The 20,591-nt window shown below is 60.0% G+C and carries 12 protein-coding genes, 11 tRNA genes and 1 rRNA gene (1 of these 24 only partly in view); 2 read left to right on the top strand and 22 right to left on the bottom strand.

Translation table 11 applies throughout. The annotated features are described in order from the left end of the window. The first annotated feature begins 286 nt into the window (after positions 1-286). Together B8V81_RS12965 and B8V81_RS12960 are read left to right on the top strand one after the other, a co-directional pair. On the top strand, positions 287-1,072 hold the full coding sequence (locus tag B8V81_RS12965) for a DeoR/GlpR family DNA-binding transcription regulator (RefSeq protein ID WP_028600043.1): 786 nt from the start codon (positions 287-289) through the stop codon (positions 1,070-1,072). Between the two features lie 135 nt (positions 1,073-1,207). After that, positions 1,208-3,052, top strand: coding sequence for a glycoside hydrolase family 43 protein (locus B8V81_RS12960; RefSeq protein WP_244912758.1), 1,845 nt, complete (start codon positions 1,208-1,210; stop codon positions 3,050-3,052). A 191-nt stretch (positions 3,053-3,243) separates the two neighbouring features. On the opposite strand, the gene B8V81_RS24820 is transcribed toward B8V81_RS12960, so the two are convergent. The 22 genes from B8V81_RS24820 to B8V81_RS12855 all read right to left on the bottom strand — a co-directional run. Then, entirely contained in the window at positions 3,244-3,516 is a 273-nt protein-coding gene (locus B8V81_RS24820; RefSeq protein WP_127464436.1) for a hypothetical protein, read from the bottom strand. A 198-nt stretch (positions 3,517-3,714) separates the two neighbouring features. Beyond that, the gene (gene glmS, locus B8V81_RS12955; RefSeq protein ID WP_101808493.1) at positions 3,715-5,550 is read right to left on the bottom strand and encodes a glutamine--fructose-6-phosphate transaminase (isomerizing); all 1,836 of its coding nucleotides are present in this window, start codon (positions 5,548-5,550) and stop codon (positions 3,715-3,717) included. A 623-nt stretch (positions 5,551-6,173) separates the two neighbouring features. Further along, a complete protein-coding gene (glmM, locus tag B8V81_RS12950; protein WP_101808492.1) occupies positions 6,174-7,514 on the bottom strand; it encodes a phosphoglucosamine mutase in 1,341 nt (446 codons plus the stop codon). A 190-nt stretch (positions 7,515-7,704) separates the two neighbouring features. Next, positions 7,705-9,117 (bottom strand): CdaR family protein, encoded by a 1,413-nt coding sequence (locus B8V81_RS12945; protein WP_101808491.1) that lies wholly within the window; start codon positions 9,115-9,117, stop codon positions 7,705-7,707. Beyond that, the gene (gene cdaA / locus B8V81_RS12940) at positions 9,110-9,952 is read right to left on the bottom strand and encodes a diadenylate cyclase CdaA (protein ID WP_028600027.1); all 843 of its coding nucleotides are present in this window, start codon (positions 9,950-9,952) and stop codon (positions 9,110-9,112) included. Before cdaA ends, B8V81_RS12945 begins: the two co-directional genes overlap by 8 nt. 160 nt (positions 9,953-10,112) lie before the next feature. Then, positions 10,113-10,739, bottom strand: a complete 627-nt coding sequence (locus B8V81_RS12935; protein ID WP_028600026.1) for a zf-HC2 domain-containing protein — start codon at positions 10,737-10,739, stop codon at positions 10,113-10,115. A gap of 141 nt (positions 10,740-10,880) precedes the next feature. Then, complete coding sequence (sigW, locus tag B8V81_RS12930; RefSeq protein ID WP_028600025.1) at positions 10,881-11,447, bottom strand: RNA polymerase sigma factor SigW; 567 nt, start codon at positions 11,445-11,447, stop codon at positions 10,881-10,883. A gap of 146 nt (positions 11,448-11,593) precedes the next feature. Continuing rightward, complete coding sequence (gene ppc, locus B8V81_RS12925; RefSeq protein WP_101808490.1) at positions 11,594-14,398, bottom strand: phosphoenolpyruvate carboxylase; 2,805 nt, start codon at positions 14,396-14,398, stop codon at positions 11,594-11,596. Positions 14,399-14,661: 263 nt separating this feature from the next. Continuing rightward, positions 14,662-14,735: transfer RNA gene (locus B8V81_RS12920), tRNA-Gly, on the bottom strand. A 29-nt stretch (positions 14,736-14,764) separates the two neighbouring features. After that, positions 14,765-14,841 (bottom strand) — tRNA-Pro (locus tag B8V81_RS12915). Positions 14,842-14,850: 9 nt separating this feature from the next. Beyond that, positions 14,851-14,927 (bottom strand) — tRNA-Arg (locus B8V81_RS12910). A gap of 3 nt (positions 14,928-14,930) precedes the next feature. Beyond that, positions 14,931-15,005 (bottom strand) — tRNA-Gly (locus B8V81_RS12905). Between the two features lie 83 nt (positions 15,006-15,088). After that, positions 15,089-15,892, bottom strand: a complete 804-nt coding sequence (locus B8V81_RS12900; RefSeq protein ID WP_101808489.1) for a hypothetical protein — start codon at positions 15,890-15,892, stop codon at positions 15,089-15,091. 41 nt (positions 15,893-15,933) lie between these two features. Then, complete coding sequence (locus tag B8V81_RS12895; RefSeq protein WP_101808488.1) at positions 15,934-16,794, bottom strand: ABC transporter ATP-binding protein; 861 nt, start codon at positions 16,792-16,794, stop codon at positions 15,934-15,936. Positions 16,795-17,008: 214 nt separating this feature from the next. Further along, a tRNA-Leu gene (locus B8V81_RS12890) sits at positions 17,009-17,089 on the bottom strand. A gap of 10 nt (positions 17,090-17,099) precedes the next feature. After that, positions 17,100-17,172: transfer RNA gene (locus B8V81_RS12885), tRNA-Lys, on the bottom strand. A 4-nt stretch (positions 17,173-17,176) separates the two neighbouring features. Further along, positions 17,177-17,251 (bottom strand) — tRNA-Gln (locus B8V81_RS12880). Between the two features lie 10 nt (positions 17,252-17,261). Then, positions 17,262-17,337, bottom strand: a tRNA-Val gene (locus tag B8V81_RS12875). A 48-nt stretch (positions 17,338-17,385) separates the two neighbouring features. Next, a tRNA-Glu gene (locus B8V81_RS12870) sits at positions 17,386-17,460 on the bottom strand. Between the two features lie 7 nt (positions 17,461-17,467). Continuing rightward, a tRNA-Thr gene (locus B8V81_RS12865) sits at positions 17,468-17,543 on the bottom strand. Positions 17,544-17,546: 3 nt separating this feature from the next. Further along, positions 17,547-17,622, bottom strand: a tRNA-Asn gene (locus tag B8V81_RS12860). Between the two features lie 85 nt (positions 17,623-17,707). Next, a 23S ribosomal RNA gene (locus tag B8V81_RS12855) occupies positions 17,708-20,591 on the bottom strand; it runs 46 nt beyond the window's last position.

Genomic DNA, 20,591 nt, shown 5'->3' with positions numbered 1-20,591 from the left:
GTCTGACATATCTCTGTTTTTGTCGGCTTGAACGCCGTTTATCCGGCCTGGATGAAGGCCGTTCCCCCTTCCCCTCTTTTCGATCATGTATGGTTTCCTGACATCTATATCTCCCTTATATCACAGAGAAACATGCTTTGGCTAGCTCTTTTTCACATTTTCGAACATCCATTATGTTCATTTTCGTGCTGACAACCGCTTGCACTCACGCTATAATGCAAGATAATGCAAGCAGAAGAAAGAAGCCAAGCGCAGGCTGCTGCGGAATAGAAGGAGGAAATCGATCATGCTCATGGGAACGAGGCAGCATGAAATCATGAAGCTGCTCGAGCTCAGGCAGCAGGCGACGATCGCGGAGCTGGCGGAGGCGTTCCAGGTATCGCAGATGACGATCCGCAGGGATCTGGAGCAGCTGCAGGCGGAGGGCAAGATCCAGCGCTCGCATGGAGGAGCGGTCAAGGTGCAGCGCTTCATGGGCGCCGGCTACGACCAGCGGGCGAGCGAGAACCGCTCCGAGAAGCTGGCGATCGCCCGGGCGGCGGCGAGGCATGTCGAGGACGGGATGAGCATCATTTTGGATGCGGGGACGACGATCGCGGCGATGGTCGGCGAGCTGGAGCGGTTCAAGGGGCTGAAGATCATCACCCGCGACCTGCATACGGCGCTGCTGCTGTCCGACGAGAAGCGCTTCGGCAGCTTCGACGTGTACTGCACGGGCGGCAGGATCAGCAAGTGGGCGTACAGCCTCGACGGCATCTACGCCGAGAAGATGCTCGGCTCGGTCACCGTCGACGCGGCGTTCCTCACCTGCGAGGCCGTGTCGCATGCCAAGGGCGCGATGGCCTGGTCGCCGGTGCTCGTCGGCCCGCGCGAGGCGGCGATGAACGCCGCCGCCAAGAGCTATCTGCTCGCGGACGCCGACAAGTTCAGCTACAGCTCGCTCGCCATCTTCGCTCCGGCGGACGGCTTCGACGAGATCATCACCGACGACCGGCTCAACGAGGCGGAGGCGGACGCCTACCGGGCCGCCGGCATCGCGCTTCATGTGGCGAAGGCGGAGCAGCCGGTCTAAGGCTCGCACCGGGGCAAGAGCAATTTTGTGCTATTCCCCGACTTTTTTTGTTGTGGGAAACGACGAGGACATTCCCCTATGATAGGGAGAAAAGAGCGTTCCTTACGTTCATTTCCGCAAGGGGGAGAGTTCTCGTTGTCCATTCATGGCAATCGTTATTCCGGCTATCTGATGGCCCATTTCATCGGGGAACAGCCCGACGGAGAGCAAGTCTATTTTTCCTATAGCGAGGACGGGCTCCATTGGAAGGATCTGAACGCCGGCCTGCCGGCGCTCCGCTCCGAGCTCGGGGAGAAGGGCGTGCGCGATCCGTTCCTCGTCCGCGACCCGCAGGAGAACAAGTTCTATCTGATCGCCACCGATCTCCGCATCGCGAACGGCAAAGGCTGGGGAGCCGCCGTCGAGGCGGGCAGCCGCGACATCATCGTCTGGGAGTCGGGCGATCTGGTGAGCTGGTCCGCCCCTCGCGCGATCACCGTCGGCGTCGACGGCGCAGGCTGCGTCTGGGCGCCGGAAGCCATTTATGACGAAGAAAGCGGAGACTTTCTCGTCTACTGGGCGTCCGCCACGCAGCTGCCGCATGAACAAGAGCGCAAGCAGAAAATATACAGCTCCCGCACGAAGGACTTCCGCAGCTTCGCCCCGGCCGAGCTGTATATCGAACGGGACAACCATGTCATCGACACGACAATGATCGCCCATGGCGGCGCCTACTATCGCTATTCCAAGGACGAGACGACCAAGACGATCCTCGTCGAAAAGGGCTCCTCTCTGCACAAGGATGCGTTCGTCCCCGTGCAGGCGCCGGCGCTCGAGCAGCTGTACGGCGTGGAAGGGCCGCAGATCTATAAGCGGAGCGGCCGCGAGGAATGGTGCCTCATCGTCGACCGCTTCGCCGAAGGAAAAGGCTATCTGCCGCTGCTGACGAGCGATCTGGACAGCGGCGAATTCCGCGTGCTGGCGGACGAGGAGTTCGATCTGGGCCGGTCCAAAAAGCGCCATGGCGGCGTCCTGCCGATCACCGCCGAGGAATGCGGCCGCCTGCTGGCGGCATACGGCGACGGCCATCAGGCGCTGCCCGGGCAATTCGCCGATCCCGATCTGGCGAAGTTCGGCGACCGGTATTATCTCTACCCGACGACCGACGGCTTCACCGGCTGGTCGGGCGGCAGCTTCAGCGTATTCTCCTCGTCCGACTTGCGGGAATGGAAGGACGAGGGCGTCATTCTGGATCTCGCCGCCGGCGATGTCCCTTGGGCCGTCGGCAGCGCGTGGGCTCCGGCCATCGCCAGCAAGGACGGGGAGTATTTCTTCTATTTCTGCGGCAAGACGCCAAGCGGCGTCAGCGCCATCGGCGTGGCGACGGCGCCGTCGCCGACGGGACCTTTCCGCGCCGAGCCGGAGCCGCTGCTGACGATGGATCAGATGGAGCGGCTCGGCATCGCCATGGGGCAGACGATCGACCCGTCCGTCTATGTCGAGGAGGACGGCACGGCCTACCTGCTGTTCGGCAACGGCCATGGCGCGATCGTGCAGCTCACGGACGATCGGGTCGGCGTCGTCGAGGAGACGATGGCGAACATCGACGGCCTGCACGAATTCCGCGAGGCGGTCGCCGTCCTGAAGCGCGGCGGACTGTATCATTTCACCTGGTCCTGCGACGACACCGGCAGCGAGGATTACCGGGTCCACTACGGCACGTCGGAGCGGCTTTACGGGCCGATCGCCTACCGCGGCACGATTCTGGAGAAAAACAACGAGCTGGACATGCTCGGCACCGGCCATCATTCGATCCTGCACGAGCCCGACGCCGACCGCTATTGGATCGCCTATCACCGCTTCGTCACGCCGCTCACGCGGCTCCCGGACGGAAAAGGCTACCATCGCGAGACCTGCATAAGCCCGCTCCGCTTCGGCGCGGACGGCCTGATGGAGCCGGTGCGGCTCGAGCTCGGGCTGGAGCTGATCGAGAAGAGCTGAAAGCTAAAGCCCCTCAACCGAATAGATGCGTGTTAAACCGAAAAAGGAGCCGGCCCTGGCAGGGCCGCTCCTTTTTCGGTTGCTTGTCGTTCAGAGAGATCGCTGCGCCCACTCTTTTATCGGCAATGCCACCTCAAGAGCATCCGTGTTCGACGTATTGATTGTCGGCATCGGCTGTCGAGGACCGATTATTATTCATTCTCCCCGATCGTCAACCTCCAGTCATTAATCACATTCACCGGCAAATGAGAAGCCGAGTTTGCGACAAATGGCATTTGAAGCAAGAGGATCTTGAACATTCGTCCGGTTCCTTTTTGGGCGATTTCAATGTAGCGCTTATGACGAGCTAGTATTTTTCCCTCCGTTTCTGGACCGCCGAAGTGCACGGTCATCTCTGCTGAATTTAATTGGCGGAGCAACCCTAGATCCCCTTCATCCCAAAGTTCAAGGATTACCTTTGGCATTCCTTTGTTCCATCATGTTAATCACCTCACGGTTTTATTTCCGTTCGAATCTAGATCGTAGAAGATCAACGGTTCTCCGTCCAATTATATCAGAACATACATTCTCGTTTTGACAAAATAAAAAAAGGACTGCCCGAAGGCAGCCCCCAAATAAAGAGTCATGTTGTTGTTCTTGATGTCGACTTCGCGACTCTCTGCTTACTCCACCGTCACGCTCTTCGCCAGGTTCCGCGGCTTGTCGACGTCGTTGCCGCGAGCCAGGGAAGCGTGGTAGCTGAGCAGCTGCAGCGGCACGACCGACAGGGCCGGCGTAAGCAGCGGCAGCGTGCGCGGGATCGAGAACGTCTCGTCGACCGATTTGGCGACCTCGTCCTCGTAGCCGGAGTTGGCGATGCCGATCACATGCGCCCCGCGCGCCTTCACTTCCTTGATGTTGCTCAGCGTCTTCTCGTACAGGTCTTCCTGAGTGACCAGCGCGATGACCGGAATTCCGTCCTCGATCAGCGCCAGCGTGCCGTGCTTGAGCTCGCCTGCCGCATAAGCCTCGGAGTGGATGTAGCTGATCTCCTTGAGCTTGAGCGAGCCTTCCTGGGCGACGGCGAAGTCGAGGCCGCGGCCGATGAAGAACAGATTGTCATGCTTCGACACGGCTTCCGCCACGCCCTTGAACAGCTCCGCCTGCTCCAGGATGCTTTCGACCTGCTCCGGCAGCCGGTGCATCGCTTCGACAATGTCGACGACTTGGGCCTGATCGATCGTGCCGCGCTCCTGAGCCAGGTACAGTCCGAGCAGATAAAACGCGATCAGCTGCGAGGAGTAAGCCTTCGTCGAAGCGACGGCGATCTCCGGCCCCGCCCACGTCGTGATGACGTCGTCCGCATCGCGGGCGACCGAGCTGCCGACAACGTTGGTGATCGCCAGCACGCGGGCTCCATTGCGCTTCGCTTCGCGCAGCGCCGCGAGCGTGTCGGCCGTCTCGCCCGACTGGCTGACGACGATGACGAGCGTATCCGGCGTGATGATCGGCGAGCGGTAGCGGTATTCCGAAGCGACATCCGTCTCGACCGGGATGCGCGCCAGGCTCTCGATGACCGTCTTGCCGACGAGGCCGGCGTGGAACGCCGTTCCGCAAGCGACGATATGCACGCGGCTGATGCCGCGGATCTGCTCAGTCGTCATGCCGATCTCTTTGCTCAGCGTGACGGATTTGCCGTCCTCGGCGATGCGGCCCATCATCGTGTCCCGATACGCCTTCGGCTGCTCATGGATCTCCTTCAGCATGAAGTGGTCGAAGCCGGCCTTTTCAGCCGTGACGAGATCCCAGTCGACATGGAATATTTCCTTGGAAATAATGTCGCCCTCCGTCGTCATCAGTTCGACACCGGCGCGCGTCAAAACCGCCATTTCGCCATCGTTCAGGATGTAGACGTTGCGCGTATATTCCAGGATCGCCGGAATGTCCGAGCCGATGAAGTTCTCGTTCTCGCCGATGCCGATGACGAGCGGGCTGGCAAAGCGTACCGCGACCAGCTTGGTCGGCTCGTATTCCGTCAGCACGCCGAGCGCGTACGCGCCTCTCATGCGCTTGACGGCGCGCTGCACGGCGCTTACGATGTCGCCTTGATACTCGTCGGCGATCAAGTGGGAGATGACCTCGGTGTCGGTTTCGGACACGAACGTATGGCCTTTGGCCGACAGCTCTTCCTTGAGGTCAAGGTAATTTTCGACAATGCCGTTGTGCACGACGGAGAACTTGGCGCTGTTGTCCGTATGCGGGTGGGAGTTGACGTCCGACGGCTTGCCGTGGGTCGCCCAGCGCGTATGGCCGATGCCGACGGAGCCTTCGATCGGCTCGCTCTTCAGCTTATCCTCCAGATTCGCCAGACGGCCTTTGGACTTGCGGATCTCCAGACCGTTGTCCGTGAACACCGCGATGCCCGCCGAGTCATAGCCCCGGTACTCCAGCTTTTTCAGACCTTCGATGAGTACTTCCTTGGAGTCCCGATTGCCGATATAGCCCACGATTCCACACATAAGAAAAGAAACCTCCGTATGCGGCCGCAAGCCGCTCCGGTAAGGATGCCATGAATCCAGGCTGATGGCAGTATTCAATTGAACCTCCGGCCAGCGGCCGGGGCATCCGTTCCGTCCGAGCGGCTTGCCCGCTCAGTTGTAGTTTGATAAGGATTAGTATCATCGCATCGGACCGCGGCTATCCCTGCAAGAGGAATCTCGCCCGCGTCCGGATTAAAGTCGTTTCAAGGGCATGTTCGCCATCCGTTTGTGGGACCGGTTGCCCGCGTCCTTTTGCCGGAATGGCTGTCGATGTCATGCTCCACCGGAAGGTCCCCGCCGAAAATTTCGAACACCTTCACCTCGTCAGCTTGACGGATCAATGCTGCCGGCATCTCTTCGCAACGGGCGAAGAGGCCGGGGGATGGATCGGCTTGATCGTCGCAAGCTCTGGCGCTTGTGATGCTGGATGGGCGTACCTCGATCCTCGCTTTCCTGCTGGAATAAAAGAAATGCAATACGCTCTATCATATTCGATGCGGGCTTGGCTGGCAACCCCGGAACGTCGGGAAATCCATCCTGGTTCCGCCGCTAGGGGACATTAACCCGGGACAGGCCCGGGTTAAACGACCCGCTGCAAGCGATTAGCCGAGCTCGGATTTGACGACATGCACGATCTCGTCGACATAAGCCGCCACCTGATCCTTGTCGGGACCTTCGGCCATGACGCGGATGAGCGACTCGGTGCCGGACGGACGGACGAGCACGCGGCCGTTGTCGCCGAGCTCCCGCTCGACCTTGTGCACCGCCGACAGGATCGCCTCGTTGTCGTTGTACAGCGTCTTGTCGGCCACCCGCACATTGATGAGCACTTGCGGATACTTGCGCATGAGGCCCCGCAGCTCGCTCAGCTTGCGGCCGGACTGCACGAGCGTGTCGGTCAGCTGCAGCGCCGTCAGGATGCCGTCTCCGGTCGTATTGTGGTCGAGGAAAATGACATGCCCGGACTGCTCGCCGCCGAGGTTGTAGCCGCCTCTGCGCATCTCCTCCATCACGTAGCGGTCGCCGACCGCGGTGCGCGCCGTCTGCAGGCCGAGGCCTTCCGCCGCCTTGAAGAAGCCGATGTTGCTCATGACGGTCGTGACGACCGTATCGCCCCGCAGCGTGCCGGCGCGCTTCATGGCGTCGCCGCAGATGCAGAGGATGAAGTCGCCGTCGACTTCTTCGCCGCGCTCGTCGATGGCGATCAGCCGGTCGGCGTCGCCGTCGAAGCTGAGGCCCAGATCGGCGCCGTGGCGCAGCACTTCGTCGCGCAGATGCTCCGGATGCGTAGAGCCGACGCCGTCGTTGATGTTGCGGCCGTTCGGCTCCGCTCCGACCGTGACGATCTCTGCTCCCAGCTCGCGGAACACTTGCGGAGCCAGCTCGTAAGCCGAGCCGTTCGCGCAGTCGAGCACGATCTTGAGCCCGTCGAAGCGGGTGCGGATCGTCGTCTTGAGGAAATCGAGGTATTCGCGCTTGCCGCTCTCATGCTCCTCGACCGTGCCGATGTCGCCGCCGACCGGGCGCGGCAGCTCGTCGCTCTCCGCATCCATGAGACGCTCGATCTCGAGCTCCGTCTCGTCCGACAGCTTGAAGCCGTCGCCGCCGAAAAACTTGATGCCGTTGTCCGCGACCGGATTATGCGACGCGGAGATCATTACGCCCGCATCCGCCTTCAGCTGCCGGGTCAGATAAGCGACAGCCGGCGTCGAGACGACGCCGAGCCGGATGACGCTCGCTCCGATCGACAGCAGGCCGGCGATCAGCGCCGACTCCAGCATCGGTCCGGAGATCCGGGTGTCGAGTCCGATGACGACCGTCGGCTTATGCGCTCCTGCCGTCAGGACATAACCGCCGCAGCGGCCGATCTTATAGGCAAGCTCCGGCGTGAGCTCGAGGTTCGCGACCCCGCGTACTCCGTCGGTTCCAAAATATTTTCCCATGTATTCCTGCTGCCCCTTTTCGGATTGAGGTGGATAGTGAATCGGATGAATGGTATTGATTATAAAGTGTTCATGCCGTTAACGCTATGGCGGGTTAATCCAGTCCATGGCCTCGCGCCCATTCGATATCATACGCACGGTCGGAGACGATAGGTTCCACAAAAAAAGAGCGGAAGGGAGCCGCGGCGTTTCAACGCCGCCCCTCTCCGCTGTCTGCGCCATCGCCGCTGCCGGCACCGGCGTCGTTCTCGTTGCCGGATCCATGGGACGGGCCGGAGCCTCCGCTCGAGTCGTTCTCGCCCTGCCCGCGGTCCGGAGATGGCGTCGGCGTCGGCGATGGCGTCGCGCTGCCGCCTTCCGGCCTGCCCATGGCCGCCTCGCTGGCCGTCAGACGCACGGTGACGGTCGGAGCCGGATCGACGGCCGTCACATAGTTCGGCAGCGTCAGCTGCAGCCGCACCTCATGCGCGCCCTCCTTGAGGTCCTGCAGGTCGGCGACGGCGCGGATGTCTCCGGCCGTCAGCCCGGACAGCTCGTCCGGGGTGCCGCGCACGCGCACGCCGATCGTGCCGCCTGTCGGAGCCTCCAGAGCCGCATCGAGGCCGCTGCCCGCATTTTCGAGCGTAATCGGCACCTGCAGCGTCTTCACGTCGGAGGAAGCGAGCGTCACGCGCACCTTGACCTTGCTCGGCTCGACCGCCTTCATGCCCTCGGGAGGAAGCAGCTCCAGCTCGACGTCGCCCGTCGCCCGGATCTGGGACAGATCGACGTCGGCGGCGAGCAGATTGACCGAGTCCAGCAGCGAGCGCTCGCCGTATACGGTCACCTCGCTCACGTCGGAATCGATCGCCTCCAGCGACAGACCGGCCGGCAGGCTGCCTCTCGTGCCGATCTGCAGCGGCACGGCCTTGCCCGGCATCGTGATCGGCACCTCGACGTCGAGCGTCGCCGGGGCGATGACGGCTCCCTGAATTTCATTGCCCGACTTATCGAAGACGATCATGCGGGCTTTTTTGTCTCGCACCGTCTCGGTCTCGCCCTCGACGTTGACGAATACTTTGACCGAACCGACGCGGGCCAGGTCCTGCGCCGGCAGCGTCACTTGCACGGTGCTGCCCGGACGGATGACCGGAGCGCCGAGCTCGTATCCTTCGGCCGGCTTGCCTTGGGTGACGACGCCGGCGTCGAACATGCCGCTCTCCAGCCGGTCGATGATCACCTCGACCATCGACGGCGATACGTTGAGCAGCTCGATGCCCCGGGGCAGCTTGCCGACCGTGAGCGGAATCGTATAGCTGCCCGGGCCTTTGCCGCTCAGATTGACGCTGACCGTATAATCGCCATCCTCGGCGAAGGCGAGCGCCGAGCGGCTGCCGCGCACCATCAGCTTGGCGACGCTCGGCTCGAGCACCTTGAGCGCATAGGCGCTTTCGTCGAGCCCCTCGGTCTGGATGCGCAGCATGTCGACGCTTTTGGTCTCCGTCGTCGACGTGACCGTATTGGGCGTCGATTCCGGATCGAAGTGAACGACCGCCCACAGCAGGACGCCGATGACGATCGAGAGAATTTTGAGGGCGGTCGGATGGCTCAGCCATCTATCCATTGGCTTCCCCTTCTTTCTTTTTGCGGAACGGGAACTTGGACTTCGTCTTGGACGTCTGTCCGTTCTGCTGGGTTAGCTCCTCGAACAGCTTGGAGATGAGCGACTCTTCCTTGATGTCGCGCACGATCATGCCGCCGACGGCAAGCGTTACCTGCCCGGTCTCCTCCGATACGACGACCGATACCGCGTCGGTCACCTCGCTCACGCCGATCGCGGCGCGATGCCTCGTGCCGAGCTCCTTGCTGATGAACGGATTTTCCGACAACGGCAAGTAGCAGGCCGCGGCCATGATCTGCGAGCCGCGGATGATGACCGCTCCGTCGTGAAGAGGCGTATTCGGCGTGAACATGTTGATGAGCAGCTCCGAGCTGATGCGAGACTCCATCTTGATGCCGGATTCGATCAGCTCGTTCAGTCCGGTATGCCGCTCGAAGACGATCAGCGCGCCGATGCGCCGCTTGGACATGTACTGGACGGCCTTGATCAGCTCCATGATGCGCTCGTTCACCTGGTCGCGGTCGAGCGACGACGTACGGGCGAACAGCTTGCCCCGGCCGAGCTGCTCCAGCGCTCGCCGCAGCTCCGGCTGGAAGATGATGATGATCGTGACGACGCCGAAGGTGAACATCTGATTCATGAGCCACTTGAGCGTATACAAATCGAACCAGGTGCTGATCGCCCAGGTGAGCACCAGCAGCAGGATGCCCTTGATCAGCTGCACGGCGCGCGTTCCGCGTACGAGCAGGATCATTTTATAGATAATGTAACTGACGATCCCGATATCGATGATGTTCCGGATCCAGTTCTGCCACGTCATTTCCGTGAAAAATCTCATATCCGATACCCCCGCCCGCTGCCTGCGGTCCCTTCTCTATGTATGGCCGAAGACCTTGATTCCATCGCTTAGTCGTAACCCTATTCTTTTCTAGGTATCATAACATAAATCCTTTTTCGGCCAAAAAAAATGCCCCCTGCGCGCAGGGGGCGTCACCCGTTCACGGCGTGCTGCCGAACGATTGGGTCACTTTGTACCAGAAGCGGTCCAGCAGCTGGTCGATCATGCGGGACTGGCCGGCGATATGCGCCGTGGACGCAGTGAGGAGCGAGCCGTCGATGACGGTCACGCTGCCTTCCACGTCCCCGCGCACATCGGCGGTTCCATTCTCCACGGTCAGATTGCCGTAGATCTTGACGCCCTCCGGCACGATGACCGTATGGCCGTCGATGACGACCTGCTTGAGGTCGTCGCCGCGCACGATCAGCTCGGAGCCGTTGTTCACCGTCGGCGCCAGGCTGGCCAGCATGACGACCACGAATACGGCTGCTGCCGTGACGGCAGGATGTCTGCGAATCCATCCCGTCCAGTCTCTATGACGAGCGGGAGGAGGAATTTGTTTTAGAATCTTGTCGGTGAGCGCTGCGGAAGCGGCCGGCGTCATCGCCTGTCCCTTTGGCTCAGCCATAACCGAGGTGAGCAGCGCTTCGGTCTTCTCCAGCTGTTCGAACCGGGCTCTGCATGCCGGACAGGAAAGCAGATGCTGCTTGAGGGTAAGGCAATCCTCGCGCGGCAGCTCGCCGTCGATATAGTCGTGCATCCAAACGATAGCGACATTGCAATTCATGGCAGCCAGTCCTTTCTTCAGGGTACAGAGGCAGGCCCTGCCCGTCGTCTCGCATCGGCGCGCGGACGCCTCGATGCCAAGTCTACCTATAAGGTACGTTTGATGGCGGAAGGTGTTTCATTTTTTATGGCCCGGATGAGCCTATAATTTATGCTCGAGCTTCTTGCGCAGGAACTCCCGTCCGCGATGGACGCGCGTCTTGATCGTCGTCACCGGCATGTCGAGCACGTCGCCGATCTCCTGCAGCGAAAGATCCTCCAGATAGCGGAGCACCATCACGCTCTTGTACTTGGGAGGCAGCGTGTCGATGGCCGAGCGGATGATCCGCTGCGTCTCCGAGAGCAGCACCTCGTCCTCCGGAGAGGCATCCTCGCTGGCGAACATCGAATAGCCGTCCAGGCCGTCATGCTCGGGCAGCTCGGCATCCAGCGAGAAGCCGGGCTTGCGGCGGCGAAGACGGTCGATGGCTAGATTGGTCGTGATGCGGTAGATCCAGGTCGAGAACTTCATGGACTCGTCGTAGCGCTCCATGTTGCGAAAGACGCGCAGAAACGTCTCCTGCACAGTGTCCTCCGCCTCCTGGCGGTTGTACAGCATCCGGTATGCAAGATGGTAAAGCTTGTCCTGGTACATGCCGACGAGCTCCGCGAACGCTCTCTGATCTCCCTTGAGAGAGAGGCGGACCAAGTTGGCTTCGATGGATTTCACGGCCTACATTCCTCCAGACTAACCGGACTGTCTAGCCCATGGTAATTCACGCGCATGGAAAAAGCAAGAACGTTCCATGACAGGAAAAAGCCGTGCGCAGCCGGTGCGCACGGCATGGGACGGTAGGGAATAGTCCTTTCAGCAGATCAACCGGTATTGCGGAGGCCGGCGGCGATTCCGTTGATCGTCAGGAGCACTTCGCGCAGCAGCTCCGCGTCGTCCTCCTCCGCCTCGCGCTTCTGGCGCAGCTCGGTGAGCAGCTCCACTTGCAGGTAGCTGAGCGGATCGACGTACGGATTGCGCAAGCGGATCGATTCCTGGATGACCGGCACGTTGTCGAGAATTTCCTTTTGGCCGGTAATGTCCAAGATCATCCGCAGCGTCAGCGAGTACTCCTGCTCGACCAGCTGGAAGATGCGGTCGCGCACGGCGGCGTTCTTGATCATGCCGGCGTACTGGCGGGCGATGAGCAGATCGGCCTTAGCCATCGCCATCTGCAGGTTGTCGACAAGCTGGCGGAAGAACGGGAAGCCCTTGTACATATCGCGCAGCGTCTGCAAGCGGGTCTCGTCGCCCTGGACGTACTGGCGGAACGCCGTGCCCGATGCATACCAGGCCGGCAGCAGATAGCGGCTCTGCGTCCATGCGAACACCCATGGGATCGCGCGCAGGTCCTCGAAGCGGTCGCTGTTCTTGCGCTTCGACGGACGGGATCCGATGTTGAGCTCGCCCACCTCGGAGAGAGGCGTCGACTCCTTGAAGAACTCCATGAAGTCCGGATCGCGGAAGATCAGATCCTGGTACTTCTCCTGAGCCGTCTCGGAAATTTCCTTGGCGATCTCGGCCCACTCCGGCATCTGCTCCGGCATCTGCTCCGGATGGCTCGCCAGGCGCGCCGCCGTGAGCAGCGCCCAGGTCGCCTGCTCCAGGCTGCGGTAAGCGATGCCCTGCATCGAGTAGCGGGAGGACAAGACCTCTCCCTGCTCGGTGATCTTGATGCCGCCGCCGACCGTATGGGGCGGCTGGGCCAGGATGCTGCGGCCGAGCGGCATGCCGCCGCGGCCGAGCGCGCCGCCGCGGCCGTGGAAGAACTTGAGCTTCACGCCGTGGCGCGAGCCGGTCTCGGTGATGTCGATGAGCGCGCAGCGGAGCTCCCAGTTGGCGGTGACGACGCCGCCGTCCTTGTTGCTGTCGGAGTAGCCGAGCATGATCTCGTGCAGATTGCCGCGAGCCTCGACTCCCTTGCGGTAGAGCGGCAGCTCGAACAGCCTTTGCATAATGCCAGGTGCGGCATGCAGGTCGTCGATCGTCTCGAACAGCGGCACCGACTGCAGCGTGCAGCGGACCGTGCCGTCCGCCTCTTGGCGGAACAGGCCGACTTCCTTGGCGAACACCATCACCTCGAGCATGTCGCTGGCGCCCTGGGTCATGCTGATCAGATAGCTCGAGATGCAGGACTCGCCGAACTCCTGCTGCGCCCGGTAGATCGTCTGGTAGACGTCCAGGCATTCCCGCGTGGATTCGGTGTAATCCAGATGGGAGGAGGTCAGCGGACGCGGATCGTTCAGCAGCCGGTCCAGCAGCTCGATCTTCTCCTCTTCGGAGAGGGAGGCGTAATCCGGCGTGATGTTCATCTTGGCCAGAATCTCGGCCATCGCCGATTCATGCTCCTTGGAGTGCTGGCGGACGTCGAGCGCCGCCATATGGAAGCCGAACAGCTCGACCTGGCGAATCAGCTTGCGCACATGTGAGTCGGCCGTGTAGTCGGCGTAGTGGGAGCGCAGCGAGCGGTCGATGAGCAGCAGGTCCTGCTTGAACTCCTCGGGGCCGTTGTAGCGCTTCGCCGTGCCTTTGAGGGCATCGTCGCCGGTGTTCGCCAGCTTCTCGAGCATGTAGCAGAGCTTGACCTTGTACGGCTCCCTGCTGTTGCGCCATTTGTCGATTCCGCGGAGCTCGACGGCCTGCTCGTCGGCCTCGATCGAGCTGAGCAGCTCGGACGGAACGTCGATGATGTTGGTGCTGAAGCTGAGGATGTCCATCCATTCCTTCAGGACCGTCTGGTACTTGCTCAGCGCCAGCTGCTTGTGGAGCGTCAGCGTCTCCCAGGTGACCTTGGCTTTGACGGACGGGTTGCCGTCGCGGTCTCCGCCGATCCAGGAACCGAACTTGAGATAGGTGGGGACATGCCATTGCTCCTGCGGGTAGTACTTGTGCAGGCAGCGCTCCAGCTCCTCGTAGACGTTCGGAAGCACTTCGAACAGCGTCTCGTCGAAGTAGTACAAGCCGTTGCGGACCTCGTCGATGACGGTCGGCTTGCGGTCGCGCAGCTCGTCGGTCTGCCAGAGGATCTGCACGTCGTTGAGCAGGCCGGCGCGCAGCTTCTCCCGCTCGCGATGCGTGAGCGTCGGATTGTCGAGCTCCATCAGCCCGAGCGCGATGCGCTTGTGGATGTCCTGCACGACGCGGCGGGTCGCTTCCGTCGGATGGGCGGTCATGACGAGCTCGAGCGAGATGCCGTCCAGCATCGACTTGACGCCGTCGACCCCGATGCCGCGCTCATGAAGCACTTGAACCGCCGCCTCAATCGAGCCCGGCTGCACGCTTTCACCCACCGAGCGCTCGTAATCCCGCTTGCGGCGGATGCGGTGGTTCTGCTCGGCGATATTCACCAGCTGGAAGTAGACCGCGAACGCGCGGATGACCTGGTGACGAATCTCCGGGCCGAGCGTCGTGATCGTCTTCTTGAATTCCTCGTACAGCTCGTTGACGAATTCGGCGCGCAGCGCCTTGCTCATCTCGCGGATCCTCTCGACCACCTCGAGCAGCTCGTCGCCGCCTTGGTGGACAAGCACTTCACCCAATAGATTGCCCATGAACCTTACGTCTCGGCGCAGCAAGTTGTTCGATTGCGGGCGAGCCGTCGCTTGGGCCGTTGCAGCCTGTTCCGACATGATGTTCCTCCTCCTGGTTCGCTCCTAAGGCTGCGGAAAGAACCAAATCGTAAGCATAGCCAGCCTGGCGCTGAATCCCTGAACGCCGCTCCTGGCGCGTCTTTCCCGGTTGCAGGTGACTTCAAATCGCTTTTCCCATCATACTACAAAAGCTATAGGGATAGAAGACGGTCCGGGGCAGGTTTTTTTGCCCAAGCACTGTGTTAAAGCGTTGACGTTACAAAAAAACCTTGCCGCTAGGCAAGGTTTGAAGGTGTCTCTATTGGAGCGGGTGATGGGAATCGAACCCACGCTATCAGCTTGGAAGGCTGAAGTTCTACCATTGAACTACACCCGCAAACGAAATCGACAGGCAAGTTGAAGCAATGGTCGGGATGACACGATTTGAACATGCGACCCCCTGGTCCCAAACCAGGTGCTCTACCAAGCTGAGCTACATCCCGTTGTATAAATGGCGTGCCCGGAGAGATTCGAACTCCCGACCTTTTGATTCGTAGTCAAATGCTCTATCCAGCTGAGCTACGGGCACGTATGGAGCGGAAGACGGGAATCGAACCCGCGACCCTCGCCTTGGCAAGGCGATGCTCTACCGCTGAGCCACTTCCGCTTGTCGAAGAACTTTTTGTTCAGCGCGACAAGTAATAATATATCAGGCCCATCGTCCGAATGCAAGTCCTTTTTCAAAAAAAATTAGGCGCGAGCGGAGCAGAGCTCCTCGTACATCCTTTTCCTCTCTCCCGGCTTGAGTCTGGGACAGTTGTAGCAGTGCTTGGCGTACTCGGTCTTGAACGCCAGGCAGCAGCCTCCCCTCAGCGGCAGCTTCGTTCCCGGCTCATAGGGGCTGTCGACATATGTGAATCGGATAGCCATCAGATTGCGCCGTTCTCCGACCGCCTCCCCCGGCATCTCTCCGACGGCATAAGCGAAGTCCTGCTCCAGCGCCTGCCGCAGCTCCGGCCGTTCCGCCGCCTGCAGCAGGAACGTCTTCGTATGGTTCAGGCCGCTGGCGGCCAATCTCCACAGCTCATGGGTCCTGACACCCGCACGGTCGGCGAGATGACGGAATACAGGCGCGACAAGCGTGCCGTAGAACCGATCGATCTGCTCGCAGCGCTGCTCCGCGGAGAGCAGCTGCGGCGTCTCCTCCAGCTCCAGAGCATCGGTACGGAACGCGATGGAGGCATAAGAGGCTCCCTCCGCTTTGTAGAGCATCATTTCCCAGCGGGAAGGGTCTAGCGGAAAGCTTCCGGCTCCGCTGGCGAGGACATGATGGAACGTGCCGGCCAGCGCGCGCAGCCAGGACGGAAAGTAGGTCGCGGCCGGTTCGATGGAACGAGACGGAATGAGCTCCGCGTAGCCCCGAAGGAAGGCATCGGCCGTCTCCGGATCGGTCGAGAGCGCCTCGAGCGTAGCGGCAACCCGTACGCCGTCCGGAACCGATTCCAACAATCCAAGCTTGCCGTACAGCAGTTCTCTCGTTGCGTTGCGATCCATCGGTCAGCAGACCCCTCTCGAAATGAAAAATACCGGCGGGGTCAAACCCCTGCCGGCTGCAGCACGCGCTGCTTCTCGCCCTGGCTCTCGGCTGCCGGGCGCTCCACCGTCCGCTCTCCCATCGCGAGCGCGTAAGGGAGGCATAGCGGCACTCCCGTGCGCGGATCGCTCACGATATCGGCTTCGATGCCGAAGACCTCCCTCATCACCTTCGGCGTCACGACTTCGTCCGGATTGCCTTCCGCCAGCACGGTGCCCGACTTGATCGCGATCATGTGATGAGCGAACCGGGAGGCATGGTTGAGGTCATGCACGACCATGACGATCGTCCGGTTTTCCTTGGAGTTCAGCTGCTGGAGCAGCTGCAGCACGTCGAGCTGATGCGCCATGTCCAGGAACGTCGTCGGTTCGTCCAGGAACAGGATGTCCGTCTCCTGGGCGAGCGCCATCGCGATCCAGCCGCGCTGGCGTTGTCCGCCGGACAGCTGGTCGACCGGACGATCGGCGAACTCCGTCATGCCCGTCGCATCCAGCGCCCAAGCGACGATTTCGCGGTCTTCCTTACGCATCGAGCTGAACCCTTTTTGATAGGGGAAACGGCCGTAGGAGACGAGCTCCTGCACGGTCAGACCATCCGGGGCGGTCGGGTTTTGCGGCAGGATGGCGAGTTCCTTGGCCACTTCCCGCGTCGACTGCTTGTGGATCGACTTGCCGTCCAGCAGCACCTGCCCGTTTTGCGGCGACATCAGACGAGCCATCGTCTTGAGGATGGTCGATTTGCCGGATCCGTTCGAGCCTACGAGCGCCGTGATCTTGCCTTGCGGAATGCGTAAATTGAGGTCCCGCACGATCTGTCTCTTCTCATAGGCTATATCCAGCTGGCTGGTTTCCAATCGAACCATGCTGCAAGCTCCTCTCTGCTGCCGGAGCGGCGCTCCGAACCCTTGATAACGATTATCATTATAACCATTATGATAACGGTTCTCACTATCGTTGTCAAAAGAAACCTTCGCGCACGCTCGCAGCGCGAGTTGTTGATCAAAAGCAGGTGATTTTCTTTTGGATAAACAAAAAAGCCTTCGGTCCGTGAGGACTGAAGGCGTTGGTTCGTAACTATGCGCGTAGAGGGACTTGAACCCCCACGCCGGAGGCGCCAGAACCTAAATCTGGTGCGTCTGCCAATTCCGCCATACGCGCGAGTGAAAGATGAGCCATGAAGGACTCGAACCTTCGACACCCTGATTAAAAGTCAGGTGCTCTACCAACTGAGCTAATGGCTCTTGATGGCTGGGGATTCAGGGATCGAACCTGAGAATGACGGAGTCAAAGTCCGTTGCCTTACCGCTTGGCTAATCCCCAACAAATAAAGTGGTGGAAGCTGAGGGGATCGAACCCCCGACCCTCTGCTTGTAAGGCAGATGCTCTCCCAGCTGAGCTAAGCTTCCTCCGTAGAATGGCTCGGAACATCCATTCTTATGTAGAAATAAAAAAAATGGTGACCCGTAGGGGATTCGAACCCCTGTTACCTCCGTGAAAGGGAGGTGTCTTAACCCCTTGACCAACGGGCCACGCATATGGAGCTCTCAACCGGGATCGAACCGGTGACCTCATCCTTACCATGGATGCACTCTACCTACTGAGCTATGAGAGCAAATGGCTCCCCGAACAGGACTCGAACCTGTGACAACTCGATTAACAGTCGAGTGCTCTACCAACTGAGCTATCAGGGAATATGAAGCGATAGGATGCTTCAGGACTTGCGCCCTGAAAACTGGATCGAACGAAATGCCGTGCTGACCGGCTGTTCTTGCTAAGTAGGATAAGCCCTCGACCGATTAGTACTCGTCAGCTGCACGCGTTGCCGCGCTTCCACCTCGAGCCTATCGACCTGGTCGTCTTCCAGGGGTCTTACATACTGGGAAATCTCATCTTGAGGGGGGCTTCGCGCTTAGATGCTTTCAGCGCTTATCCCGTCCGTACGTAGCTACCCAGCGGTGCTCCTGGCGGAACAACTGGTACACCAGCGGTACGTCCATCCCGGTCCTCTCGTACTAAGGACAGCTCCTCTCAAATTTCCTACGCCCACGACAGATAGGGACCGAACTGTCTCACGACGTTCTGAACCCAGCTCGCGTACCGCTTTAATGGGCGAACAGCCCAACCCTTGGGACCTACTTCAGCCCCAGGATGCGATGAGCCGACATCGAGGTGCCAAACCTCCCCGTCGATGTGGACTCTTGGGGGAGATAAGCCTGTTATCCCCAGGGTAGCTTTTATCCGTTGAGCGATGGCCCTTCCATTCGGTACCACCGGATCACTAAGCCCGACTTTCGTCCCTGCTCGACTTGTTGGTCTCGCAGTCAAGCTCCCTTATGCCTTTGCACGCTTCGAATGATTTCCAACCATTCTGAGGGAACCTTTGGGCGCCTCCGTTACATTTTAGGAGGCGACCGCCCCAGTCAAACTGCCCGCCTGACACGGTCCCTTCACCGGCTTCACGGTGACAGGTTAGAACTCCGATACGATCAGGGTGGTATCCCAACGGCGCCTCCACCGAAGCTGGCGCTCCGGCTTCCTAGGCTCCCACCTATCCTGTACAGATCGTACCAAAGTCCAATATCAAGCTGCAGTAAAGCTCCATGGGGTCTTTCCGTCTTGTCGCGGGTAACCTGCATCTTCACAGGTAGTAAAATTTCACCGGATCTCTCGTTGAGACAGCGCCCAAGTCGTTACGCCATTCGTGCGGGTCAGAATTTACCTGACAAGGAATTTCGCTACCTTAGGACCGTTATAGTTACGGCCGCCGTTTACTGGGGCTTCGGTTCACAGCTTCGGGTTGCCCCTAACCGCTCCCCTTAACCTTCCAGCACCGGGCAGGCGTCAGCCCGTATACTTCGCCTTACGGCTTCGCACAGACCTGTGTTTTTGCTAAACAGTCGCTTGGGCCTTTTCACTGCGGCCCCCTCGGGCTATTCACCCTACCGAGGCACCCCTTCTCCCGAAGTTACGGGGTCATGTTGCCGAGTTCCTTAACGAGAGTTACTCCGCGCGCCTTAGCATGCTCTGCTCGCCTACCTGTGTCGGTTTGCGGTACGGGCACCTTCGCCTGGCTAGAAGCTTTTCTTGGCAGCTGGAGATCATGACCTTCGGTACTGTAAGTTTCCCTCCCCATCACAGCCCAGCCTTACGGTTTGCGGATTTGCCAACAAACCAGCCTCACTGCTTGGACGGACACATCCATCGGTCCGCGTCACTACCCTTCTGCGTCACTCCATTGCTCATAACGGCTTACGGTGGTACAGGAATATCAACCTGTTGTCCTTCGACTACGCCTTTCGGCCTCGCCTTAGGTCCCGACTTACCCTGAGCGGACGAACCTTCCTCAGGAACCCTTAGGCTTACGGCGGATCAGATTCTCACTGATCTTTTCGTTACTCATACCGGCATTCTCACTTGTGTACCGTCCACCAGTCCTTGCGGTCTGACTTCAACCTATACACAACGCTCCCCTACCCAAGTACACTAGGTACATGCCATAGCTTCGGTGGTGTGTTTAGCCCCGTTACATTTTCGGCGCAGAGTCACTCGACCAGTGAGCTATTACGCACTCTTTAAATGGTGGCTGCTTCTAAGCCAACATCCTGGTTGTCTGGGCAACTCCACATCCTTTCCCACTTAACACACACTTGGGGACCTTAGCTGATGATCTGGGCTGTTTCCCTCTTGACGATGGATCTTAGCACTCACCGTCTGACTCCCGGTTATACATGACTGGCATTCGGAGTTTGACTGGACTTGGTAACCCTTGGCGGGCCCCGCACCCAATCAGTGCTCTACCTCCAGCATGCTCAACACCGAGGCTAGCCCTAAAGCTATTTCGGGGAGAACCAGCTATTTCCGAGTTCGATTGGAATTTCTCCGCTACCCCCACCTCATCCCCGAATTTTTCAACATTCGTGGGTTCGGGCCTCCAGTGCGTGTTACCGCACCTTCACCCTGGACAGGGGTAGATCACCCGGTTTCGGGTCTACACCCACGTACTAAAGGCGCCCTATTCAGACTCGCTTTCGCTGCGGCTCCGTCTTCCCGACTTAACCTTGCACGTGAACGTAACTCGCCGGTTCATTCTACAAAAGGCACGCCATCACCCCTATAACGGGCTCTGACTTTTTGTAAGCGCACGGTTTCAGGTTCTATTTCACTCCGCTCCCGCGGTGCTTTTCACCTTTCCCTCACGGTACTGCTTCACTATCGGTCGCCAGAGAGTATTTAGCCTTGGCAGATGGTCCTGCCGGATTCCCACGAGGTTTCACGTGTCTCGCGGTACTCGGGATCCGTCTCGGAGGGAGCAGGCTTTGAGCTACAGGGCTTTTACCTGCTATGGCGGGCCTTTCCAGACCTCTTCGCCTAACCTGTTCCTTTGTAACTCCGTGTGAGACGTCCCACAACCCCAGGGGGCAAGCCCCCTGGTTTGGGCTAATCCGCGTTCGCTCGCCGCTACTGACGGAATCACTATTGTTTTCTCTTCCTCAGGGTACTTAGATGTTTCAGTTCCCCTGGTATGCCTCACGCAGCGCTATGAATTCACGCTGCAGTAACTGGGCATTACCCCAGCTGGGTTTCCCCATTCGGAAATCCCCGGATCAACGCTTGCTTACAGCTCCCCGAGGCCTATCGTGGTTCGCCACGTCCTTCATCG

Origin of the sequence: Paenibacillus pasadenensis (genome assembly GCF_002864175.1) — a bacterium.
Lineage (GTDB): Bacteria > Bacillota > Bacilli > Paenibacillales > Paenibacillaceae > Paenibacillus_O > Paenibacillus_O pasadenensis.
The sequence above is the reverse complement of the archived record's forward strand: the minus strand, read 5'-3'. Positions and strand labels throughout refer to the sequence as shown.